Annotated in this window: 9 protein-coding genes and 1 pseudogene; 2 read left to right on the forward strand and 8 right to left on the reverse strand. The window is 43.1% G+C overall.

Features of this window, described 5'->3' with window-relative positions; all coding sequences use genetic code 11:
- Window positions 1-57: 57 nt before the first annotated feature.
- Both VE944_RS13110 and VE944_RS13115 read left to right on the forward strand, forming a co-directional pair.
- Window positions 58-195: a hypothetical protein gene (locus VE944_RS13110; protein ID WP_324977645.1), complete on the forward strand. Its 138-nt coding sequence runs from the start codon at window positions 58-60 to the stop codon at window positions 193-195.
- 346 nt (window positions 196-541) lie between these two features.
- The gene (locus tag VE944_RS13115; RefSeq protein ID WP_324977647.1) at window positions 542-1,336 is read left to right on the forward strand and encodes an LmeA family phospholipid-binding protein; all 795 of its coding nucleotides are present in this window, start codon (window positions 542-544) and stop codon (window positions 1,334-1,336) included.
- Between the two features lie 169 nt (window positions 1,337-1,505).
- On the opposite strand, the gene VE944_RS13120 is transcribed toward VE944_RS13115, so the two are convergent.
- The 8 genes and pseudogenes from VE944_RS13120 to VE944_RS13155 all read right to left on the reverse strand — a co-directional run.
- On the reverse strand, window positions 1,506-2,897 hold the full coding sequence (locus VE944_RS13120) for a UDP-glucose dehydrogenase family protein (RefSeq protein ID WP_324977649.1): 1,392 nt from the start codon (window positions 2,895-2,897) through the stop codon (window positions 1,506-1,508).
- A 147-nt stretch (window positions 2,898-3,044) separates the two neighbouring features.
- Window positions 3,045-3,995, reverse strand: coding sequence for a UDP-glucuronic acid decarboxylase family protein (locus VE944_RS13125; RefSeq protein ID WP_324977651.1), 951 nt, complete (start codon window positions 3,993-3,995; stop codon window positions 3,045-3,047).
- A 567-nt stretch (window positions 3,996-4,562) separates the two neighbouring features.
- Window positions 4,563-6,701, reverse strand: a complete 2,139-nt coding sequence (locus tag VE944_RS13130) for a cation:proton antiporter domain-containing protein (protein WP_324977652.1) — start codon at window positions 6,699-6,701, stop codon at window positions 4,563-4,565.
- A gap of 147 nt (window positions 6,702-6,848) precedes the next feature.
- The gene (locus VE944_RS13135) at window positions 6,849-7,505 is read right to left on the reverse strand and encodes an HAS-barrel domain-containing protein (protein WP_324977654.1); all 657 of its coding nucleotides are present in this window, start codon (window positions 7,503-7,505) and stop codon (window positions 6,849-6,851) included.
- Between the two features lie 116 nt (window positions 7,506-7,621).
- Entirely contained in the window at window positions 7,622-7,819 is a 198-nt protein-coding gene (locus tag VE944_RS13140) for an NAD(P)H dehydrogenase subunit NdhS (protein ID WP_324977656.1), read from the reverse strand.
- 88 nt (window positions 7,820-7,907) lie between these two features.
- On the reverse strand, window positions 7,908-9,221 hold the full coding sequence (rodA, locus tag VE944_RS13145; protein ID WP_324977657.1) for a rod shape-determining protein RodA: 1,314 nt from the start codon (window positions 9,219-9,221) through the stop codon (window positions 7,908-7,910).
- A 173-nt stretch (window positions 9,222-9,394) separates the two neighbouring features.
- Window positions 9,395-10,465: an Mrp/NBP35 family ATP-binding protein gene (locus VE944_RS13150; RefSeq protein WP_324977659.1), complete on the reverse strand. Its 1,071-nt coding sequence runs from the start codon at window positions 10,463-10,465 to the stop codon at window positions 9,395-9,397.
- Window positions 10,466-10,719: 254 nt separating this feature from the next.
- Window positions 10,720-10,885, reverse strand: a pseudogene (locus VE944_RS13155) (SRPBCC family protein); the annotation flags it as partial.

A 10,885-nucleotide genomic window follows, 5' to 3' on the forward strand; every position in this document is an offset into this window, starting at 1 on the left:
ATAGTCACCTGGACGACGGAGAATCAGAAATGGGTTAGCAGGTTTCACTTCATAGTCATGGTAAGGTGTTTGAGCTTTGGCGATCGCTTTGAATCTCTAAGAGGAGATAGAAAAGGTCAGCCCCAAATCTTGGCGGCGGTGTGTTTCGGTTCTGCTCAAGATAAATTCACGTTCGGGGAAGTCAAAAGTCAATAATTTTGAAACCCATAAATAAATAAGGATAAAAGCTTTCGCGGACTCCTTGACTACCTTGAAAACAAAGAGCAGTCATTTAGTCAACTAAAGATTTACTTTAGTCGCTCAAGGGTAAGGTGTTTACTCTGAACCCTTTAACCCATATACTTCAACGTATAATTGCTAATGTTATAAATGCTGCAAGGTTTTCCCTGTCTAAATCTGGATCGTAACATTTAATACATTTAACTATCAACCATCAGTCATTCTATACTTACCTATCAGCATAATTAATCACGGGATCGCTTGCTGTATTCTTCACAGTTTGTTACAAAAGTACAAAGAACTTCTAGAGACCCAAAACCACATGTTCGGCGGACTTACTGGTTTACAAAATCCTAAAGGCACAGATTGGGGAGAGCGGATGCTCAACACGGTCGCCAGCCAAACGATTCGCCACTTGTTTACCCAAAGCGAGTCAGTAGAAGTCTTTGTGCGCTGCTACCCCTCCAGCAAACTGTTGCAAGGCAGCATTGATAGCTTTAAGATGAGCGGTCGTGGCTTGGTGATTCGGAAAGATTTTGCGGTAGAGGAGATGTCTTTTGAAACCGATGCGGTTGCCATTGACTTCGGCTCGGTTTTAAGTGGCAAACTCAGCCTTAAGCAGCCTACTCAAGCGATCGCCCAAGTAATTTTGTCAGAAGCAGGCATAAACCAAGCCTTTGATGCGGAACTGGTGAAAAAGCGCCTGCTTAACCTCACCGTACCATCACTGACAGAATTATCTGGTGGTGAACCAGTTTCCTTTACGGAAGTACAGGTACAGCTATTGCCGGAAAATCGCTTACAGCTTGTAGCAAAAGCAGATTTAAATAATGGCGAACTCGTACCCCTGAGCATGATTTTAACTATAGCCATTGAAAGGCGGCGACGAGTTTCTTTCAAAGATCCGAAAATCCAACTTGATCAAGTGCCAGAAGCACAAAGAGAAATCTCGCAAACCTTGAGTGTGGCGTTGGTAGAAATTTTAGATAATATGGTCGATTTGGATCGTTTTGACCTTGATGGAGTGAAAATGCGGCTCAATCGATTGGAAACTGAAGGTCAAAAACTTATTTTCAGTGGATATGCTGAAATCGAACGTATTCCACATAGCGCTTGACATTAAATTATCACGTAAAAACACAAAGTAAAGTGAAGCTTTAAACAAATTAAATACCGCCTAGAGTATTCTAGGCGGTAGTTTAAATCTTTAGGTTTTGGAGGAAGTTAGGAGTTATTTATTATGGGTTGTAATTAATTTTTATTGATGACTCCTAACTTTTAACTCTCTATCTTCCCACCCCTACATATTGGAATCCAGCGCGGATCATCACTTCAGGGTCGAGAAAGTTACGACCGTCGATGATAACGGGGTTGGTCATCAATTTTGCCATCTTCACATAGTCAAGAGTGCTGAACTGTTGCCATTCGGTGACAAGTACCAATGCATCGCAGCCATCAGCTAGTCTTTCGGCATCGGTTTCTACTAGCACCCCAGAAAGCCCATGACGTAAACCTGTTTGAGAAACAATCGGGTCAAAGGCTTTAACTTTGGCTCCCAATCGGTTGAGTTGCTCAATTAGGTTGAGGGCTGGGGCGTCGCGCAAGTCGTCAGTATCGGGCTTGAAGGTCAGTCCGAGTAGTCCAACTGTTTTACCTTTGAGGATTTTCAGAACTTTTTGGAGTTTTTCTAAAGCAATCAATCGCTGGCGTTCGTTGACACTGACAGCAGCTTTGAGTAATTGAGCTTCATAGCCATAATCATCAGCAGTGTGAATCAGGGCGGAGACATCTTTGGGGAAACAAGAACCACCCCAACCAATACCAGCTTGTAAAAATTTGTTACCAATACGGGAGTCTAGACCAATACCTCTGGCTACTTGGGTGACATCAGCACCGACGCGATCGCAAATATTAGCAACTTCGTTAATAAAACTAATCTTAGTGGCTAAAAAGGCATTAGCGGCGTATTTAATCATCTCCGCCGAACTCAGGTCTGTTGCCAGAATTGGCACAGGGGGTAAAGATTGATCCTCAGCGTACTTGCGTTCTACAATTGGGGCATAGAGCTTTTGCATTAAGGCTACTGCTCTTTGACTATTGCCTCCTAGTACAATGCGATCGGGGTTGAAAGTGTCATGAACTGCCGAACCTTCGCGCAAAAATTCTGGATTGCTGATTACATCAAATTCGGCTGCAAACTCAGGTAATTTTTCATTACTTGGAACCCCACCTGCGGGTACTAATGTTTTCTGCCGTTCAGCCACACCATCTAGAACAAGCATCCGCACCCAGTCACCAGAACCAATGGGTACTGTAGATTTATTTACTATGACTTTATAACCACCGTTGAGATTTTCCCCAATCCCACGGGCTACAGCTTCAACATAACGAGTATCACTTTCCCCAGTGGGTAAAGGTGGCGTTCCCACAGCAATAAACAGAATTTCGCCGTGGGAAACTCCAGCAGCGAGATCGCTAGTAAAATGAATTTTCTCTGTTTGAATAGCAGACTGGATAATTTCTGAAAGTCCTGGCTCAAAAATGGGAGACTGCCCAGACTTCATTAACTTAACTTTTTCTTCGTTGTTGTCTACGCAAATTACATCATGCCCAATATGAGCCAAGCAAGCACCTGTAACTAAACCAACGTAACCAGTACCAATCACGCAAACACGCATTTTTTAACTCCTCACTTTTTTGGGGTTAGTTTTCTAAAAGAAGTATCAATATGACACTTAGACACTGCCAGTAAAGTCAGCTACTAAGCATACTAGCTACCGATAGGGTAGAGCCTGCATGAAATTTAGAGCAACACTAGGCGCTACTCAGATGGTTGAATTATTCACATCGCTTTGAATGCGATCGCGAAAATCTTCTATTGTTAGTTTTAACCCCTCTTGCAGAGCAATAGTCGGTTCCCAATTTAACCAAGTTTTTGCCTTTGTGATATCAGGTTGGCGACGCCGGGGATCGTCCGAAGGTAGTGGCTCGAATTTAATCTGCGCGTCTGGATTAATCATATTTTGCACAGCTTGTGCCAATTGCAAAATCGTATATTCACCAGGATTACCCAGATTCATTGGGCCTATGTAGTCGCTATTCATTAGACGGATGAATCCTTCGACTAAATCGGAAACGTAGCAGAAACTACGAGTTTGCGAACCATCACCGTAAACGGTCAAAGCATTACCCCGTAAGGCTTGAACTATAAAATTGCTTACCACCCGGCCATCGTTTTCTAACATTCTCGGCCCGTAAGTGTTAAATATCCGAACAACTCGAATATCAACTTTATTTTGCCTATAGTAATCAAATGCTAAAGTCTCAGCAATTCTTTTACCTTCGTCGTAGCATGAACGTATGCCAATGGGATTGACGCTACCCCGATACTCTTCAGGTTGGGGATGAACTTCTGGATCACCGTATACTTCACTAGTTGAAGCCAAGAAAAACCTAGCTTTCACACGTTTAGCCAGCCCCAACATATTGAGTGTTCCCATCACGTTAGTTTTAACGGTTTTAACTGGGTTGTACTGGTAATGTACTGGTGAAGCAGGACAAGCTAAATGATAAATTTGATCCACTTCTAACCGAATTGGTTCGGTAATATCGTGGCGGATCAGTTCAAAGTACGGATGACCTAACCATTTAAGGATATTCCTTTTGTGACCAGTGTAAAAATTATCCAAGCATATTAATTCATGCCCATCATTCATTAGTCGGTCGATGAGATGGGAACCAATAAACCCAGCACCACCCGTCACCAAAATTCTCATAGTTTCCCAGTTATTTACAAATATTTTCGGTAGCTATTGCACTCAGCTTTAGATTACCCAGATTGGGGACAAAAATACAAAACGAAAAAAAGAACAAAGTTCAATCAAAAAGTGCTGTTGAATTTACGTATTTCTCTACGGTTATATTTTTGTTATTTTTTACTTGCTTCCTTAATAATTTAACTAGTAAAATAACAGAAATTGCCAGTCTTCCACCCAAAGTTCATCAAATCTTTAACAATACAAAGTGTTTTTATGAATACTACTGTTTTCAGTTGGATGCAGGAATAAGTTGACACTTTCCACAGTTCAAGGTCTTACAATTACCCATATTTTTACAATATTCAAGTTGTCGGATTCACCAACATTCTGCCCTTTATTTAAGTGCAGAGACTTATATCATTTCACGATATTCCTGTTATAACTACATACATAAATTTGTAGGGGCATACATCTATACGCCCCCACGGATGATTCATTTCTTGCAAAGTTTGTTGTCAATGCGATGCCTCCGGTGGACTACACCAACGCAGCCTAAGTCCATTTGACTGGACTAAATACCTCATATCATACAGCAGAGGTAATGCCAGTAACCGTTTTAGATATAACTAAATTTGTGGTTTGAGTGCGTTGCGGTTCTCCAAGCATGACAATGGAGCAGGTGAGTTGTCTAGCTAACTGAGTTGTGACATCGCTAATGGCTAATCCTCCAGGGCTGGTACGATTACGTATAAAAGGTAAAACTACTAAATCATATAATCGTGCTGCCTGCAAAATTGCTTGGGCAACATTCTCATGAGCGATAATTTGAATTTCTGGGGCATTGGTCAAAGCTAATTGAGATACCAATAAGGAGAGATGCGATCGCCTCCAAGCAATTTTACTCGAACTAGTGCGGCGATCGCACACATTCAGTACAGTAATGTGGCTCTGATTTGCCTCTGCCAACATCTGGGCAAATTGTACAGGCTGTAATGTCGGTGCTGTTAAGTTTTCTATTGGTACTAAGATGCGCTGAATTTTTTTCGGTGATTCTACTAAACGTGTTACCGCTACTGGACAATGAGATGCCCAAAGCACACCATCAATCACATTCCCAAATAAACGCGCTCGTAACCCAGTCCGTTTACCCCAACCCATAACGATTAAATTAGCCTTTTGTTCACGAGCCGCTCTGCTAATTCCTTGAGCAAAAGCATCATCAATCCGCAGCATTGGTTCTGCGGCTACGCCCAATACTCGACTATGTACTGTGGCTTTTGTTAATAATTGCTCACTCCGTTGTAGAGATGCTTCTAACTGCGGTGCATCCATTTGAGCAGTGGCATTAGCGATCGCAAGCGGTATAATTTTGCCTTTACACTGACGCGCTAATAACGCCGCCATTTCAATCAAATACTGCTCAGTATGAGGATTATAGACAGGTACGACTATAGTAAAAGCACTGTCTGTTTTTGGTGCGTTCTGGTCAGGTTGGGGTGGTGGTGGATCTTCGGGGGCTGAGGAATTTAAGCCAACAGCTATTCTATTAGTGATCAACGGCCCCAAGGTTGATGTGACAACCATTAAGACAATCACGCTGTGTAATACTTCTAGTGGCAGCAACCCAGCCCGGTATCCCACTAACGTTGCTGCTAACGTTGTAGCAACCTGGGGAAGTGATAGCGACCAGATGGTTAGCATTTCTTGCCAGTTGTAGCGGTAAACCAGTTTTGTGAAAAAAGCTGCAATCAATTTACTGACAATTAAACTGACTATCATCAACAGCGTTAACTTGAGCGTGTCTAGGTTGTTCACAAAGGCGGGTAGATTTATTGTTAAGCCAAGGTCAACAAAGAAAATGGGAATAAATAGCACGCTGCCAATAAATACCATTTTTTGTTTGACTGGGCCTTCCCCTACAGCTTCATTTACCGCCAAACCCGCTAAAAACGCACCAACAATTTTCTCTATCCCAATCAATTGAGCGCCCACAGCCGCCAGAAACACAGAAAGCAACACAAACAAAAACTTGTTTCCTTCGTCGTCTCCAGACCGTTTGAAAAATTCTTTGCCTGCCCAATCAAAGCCTGTTACAACGGCAACAGAGTAAATAATTAACCAACCTGAGAAGCTGAGTAGTTTCGCAAAGCTGAATGTTCCAGCATGAGCGACACCTACACAAACGGCTAATATCAGTACTGCGCCAATATCTGTAAAAATTTTAGCTCCAATTGTTACCGTAACAGCTTCGTTATTGCTCACTCCCAAACGGCTGATTATGGGATATGCCAAAAGAGTATAGGAAGCAAATAAAGAGCCAACTAATATTGAAGTATTCCAGCCATAGCCTAAAATCAGCCCTACCAAGGTTCCCATTACCAGGGGTACACTGAAAGTTAAGCTAGCAAACCCGAAGGCACGACTTTTTTGCCGACGAAACTGTTCTAGATCAACTTCTAGCCCTGCGACAAACAGCAAGTAAATTAACCCAATGTCTGAGAGCAGGTTAATCATCGACAAGTCCGACTGAAATAGATTCCAGCCTGAGGGGCCGAGTACTAGCCCTGAGAAAACCAAACCCACTAATCCTGGTAATCTTAGCCGCTCAAACATGATCGGTATAACTAAGATCACCACCAGCAAAATAGCAAAGGGAACAATTGGTTCCTTGCCAAGAACTTGGGAAGTTGGCTCTAGAGCAAGAACTTGTGATATGAGTTCCATAGGTAGGAATGAAGGGGCTATGGTAAAACTACGATTCCCTTGCTTGGGGCGATCGCTTAATCAATATAAATAAATAGAGAAGCCACCTGAGGAAAAATCAAATATATTAATTTACACTAACTAGGCAATTGTCTGTGAACTAACTACCTACGGATGGATTTGACTCAAAATGAACCGTAAGCGATCGTAGTCGTCTTTAAGTAGCACACTTAAGCTACGTCCAGCTTTAATTAGCCATTCTCGGTCAGCTTTGCGTAACTGGTATATATCTCGAATGGCAGCTGCGGCCAAAGACTCTACTGGCGCACCGTTAATACAAAGAAGTGTCCGCAAAAAATCTAGTTCTTCAGTAAATTTAATGATTGCTTCTGGTTCACACCGATAAACAGCTTGATGAATTTGCGGGGGACGCGGTGGTAGATATTGATATATTCTTTGGTTATAACCTCGATCCTGGGAAGATTGCTCAAATCCTACGATCGCAGCCCTAAATTCTGTTCTGAGCATGGCAAATATCTGGGGTTGTTCTTCGCGTAAGTCTTGCAATGACAACCCCAAAGCTCTAGCCCGATGTACAGAATCTATGGGCATAGTTGTGGCATAATACACAACAGCGTAAACTTGATTGCCCGATTCTTCATCTACAGAACAGACCCAACTACCAAAGGGTGGCATGGAGGGAAAGCTCAAATCGTCCGGTTCCAAACACTGAGCTAAAAACTCAGTACTAGTAGTTTCAATCACCTCCGCAATGTGGTTGGGATGGCGATCGCCAGTTGCAAACTGTGGTAAGGGGAGGCGCATAGTAATTTAGTCATTGGTCATTAGTCACTTGTACTGAGCTTTGCCTCTAGCGCAGCCTAAAAAGAGAAGTATTAGTTTTTGCCAAACGACAAAGGACAAATGACTAATGACTAATATTATTTGGCTTTTTTACGTCCGGCTGTGGTTTCTACGAGTTCCAATTCCTTCAGGCGAAAGGTAATTAATTTATCCCAGTTACCACCTTCAAATAATACGGCGACTTTGCCATCACTCACCCGTTGCACGAGTCCTTCGGAGCGATAATAGGTATCTGCGGGATTGTTGACGCGAACAGTTGCTCCAGGCAGAATCATGTTTTTAGCCTCGCTTGTTTCCTTTTAATAGCTTAATACTTCTTATTGGTCATTTGTCCTTGGGGAAGTGCAAATGACTAATGACGAATCAATAATACTTCTGCCTTTGGCGAAAATTTGCTACTGATTCTACTATTCCCAAGGAAATGAAGTTGGTTAGCATAGCAGAACGCCCGTAACTCATCCAAGGTAGCGGGATTCCTGCCACAGGCGCTAAACCAACTGTCATACCAATGTTGACAATTAGCTGAAATACAATCATGGACAAAACGCCAATAGCCAACAAGGAACCAAAGTTATCTTTGGCGGTTTGGGCAACATGCAGTAGACGGAAGCAAATTAAGCAGAAGGCAAACAGCACTACCAAACAACCAACAAAACCGAATTCTTCCCCCACTGCGGAGAAAATAAAGTCTGTATGCTGTTCAGGTACGAAATTCAGTTGTGTCATTGGCCCCTTGAACAGACCCCATCCCCAAATTTCACCAGCACCAATAGCAATACGAGATTGGATTAAGTGATATCCAGCACCAAGTGGATCGTGATCGGGGTTCATGAATACAGTTAGCCGATCTTTTTGATACTCTTTCAAAACATGGTTCCAAGCGAAGACTCCTAATTCGCCACCCAGTATATTGAGAGTCCACGCACTAATAGCACCTAAACCAAATCGACGCCAGGGAAGAGTTTGCCAGCCCACAATAGCCATCGCAAATGACCAAACTATTCCTAATGGGCCAAAAGATAGTTGTTTGAATAAAACTATTGGTTCTGATAAGGGCCAAGATATACTAAACAAAATGGCGGCAACCACAGGAGAAATCATCAGAATTAACCAGCCTGGGTTAGCATTTGCCCAGTAAAGCATTCCTAAAACGATCGCACCAAATACCAGTGATGTTGCTAAATCTGGCTGCAAAAATATTAATCCCCAAGGTATAGCGGTGATTGCCAGAACGCGAAAAACACTTTCGAGGGTAGAAGCAGTACGCCTATGTAGTAAAGCTGCTAACGTGATGATCATGCCGATTTTGGCAAATTCTGAGGGTTGCACGTTAAAGCCGGCGATACTAATCCACCTTTGCGCCCCTTTGGCGCTAGTACCAGCAATCATCACGGCAATTAAGCTGAAGTTTGTTAGTGCATAAGTTACCCAGTGCCACTGCATCAAGACTTCATAACGGATGCGAGCTAAAAACAGGGCTATAAGCACGCCGATACCCGCTACCATCCAGTGCCACCACCAGTCAGTTACTGGCTGCTTCAGTTCCGTACTGAGAATCATGAGGCCGCCAAAGATACTGACAGCAATCGGCAAACAAAATAGTAGCCAATCTACATTCTGCCAAGGCTTAACCCAAGACTTCCAGCGAATTTTGGGGAGCGATCGTTTTAATAACATTGTGTAAGTTTAGACTTTAGCTTTAATTGTTGGGAATTCAAAAGAGGCAGAGGGGCGGGGGGCAGGGTGCAGAGGGGAAAATTCTTCTTTCTTGCTCCCCTGCTTTTTCCCCACTCCCCAGTCCCTAGTATTCCCAAGAGATAGCCCAGGAAGTAGATAGAAATTAAAATTAATTATGTTAAGGCAGCAACTGATACTTTACCAGCAATGGTAAGAGCGATCGCTGTTAATGCTTTTGCTGAAGCTGAATCTGGTTCGCCAACAACTATTGGCACACCACTGTCACCGCCAACTCGTGTTGAAATTTCTAGCGGTACGCACCCCAAAAGTGGCACTCCCAATTCGGCGGCTGTTTTTGAGCCACCACCGGAACCAAATATGTCATACTGCTTATCCGGTTGATCGGGGGGGATAAAATAGCTCATATTTTCCACGATTCCCAATACCGGGACATTCATCTGCTGGAACATCCGCAATCCCTTGCGAGAATCTAACAGGGCTACATTTTGTGGCGTGGTAACAATTACTGCTCCTGCCATTGGCACTGCTTGGGTTAAAGTTAACTGAGCATCTCCGGTTCCCGGTGGCATATCTACAATTAAATAGTCCAGTTCTCCCCATTGCACTTGATAGAGGAACTGGCGAATTACACCATTGAGCATAGGCCCCCGCCAAATTACTGGCTGATCTCGGTCAATCAAAAAGCCCATTGAAACCAATTTGACGCCGTGATTAAAAGCAGGTTCCAGGATGTCACCTGTTTCACTGGAACGCACAGTAATTTGGGCATCAGCCAGCCCCAGCATGGTGGGGTCATTGGGGCCGTAAATATCAGCATCTAGCAAACCGACTTTCGCCCCAGTTTTAGCTAGAGCAACTGCTACATTCACTGCCACCGTACTTTTACCAACGCCGCCTTTGCCACTGGAAACAGCAATGATATTTTTCACCCCAGAAATACCAGTGCGGTCAGGTAAACTTTTTTGTTGCGGTGTTTCTGCCGTTACTTCTATGCTGACATCTGTAACGCCTGAGAGTTTTTTGACAGCTTTCTTACAGTCTTCAACGATAAATTCACGTAAAGGACAGGCGGGAGTAGTCAACACCAAAGTGAAACTAACCTTGCCACCGTCAATTTTTACGTTGCGAATCATATTCAGTTCCACCAGACTTTTGCGGAGTTCTGGGTCTTCCACTGGTCGCAACACTTCTAAGACAGAGCGAGAATCGAGGACATCGTACATAAAAATTCAAAATTCAAAATGAATAAATACACTTATAGCGAACATCTTAGCTATTAACTGGATGCTTTCTTAAGTAAGGTCAGCTTAGTGTTTTCACTGTCAATGCCGTAATAAAACTTAGCAAATTGCATTATTACCTAATAGAATCTTAACTTTCTTTGGGCATTGGGAAGATGCAGAGGGGCAGGGAGCAGAGGCGAAAGAGGTAATTTTTTATTCTCCTCCTTGTCGCTTTGTCCTTTTGTTCCCAGTACCTAAAAATCCAAACAACTATCATTAAGGGATTTTTTCTTACCAGATACCGTTGGCAATGCCGTCTTTTCTACCGCTTCTACTAAAGACCGGGCTACGCGGTCTGCATAAGGACGGGATAAAGACCAAATGAGGGGCGATAACCAACCCCGTAGTGTTACAGAATAA

This window comes from Nostoc sp. (assembly GCF_035638895.1).
Taxonomy (GTDB): Bacteria; Cyanobacteriota; Cyanobacteriia; order Cyanobacteriales; family Nostocaceae; genus Nostoc.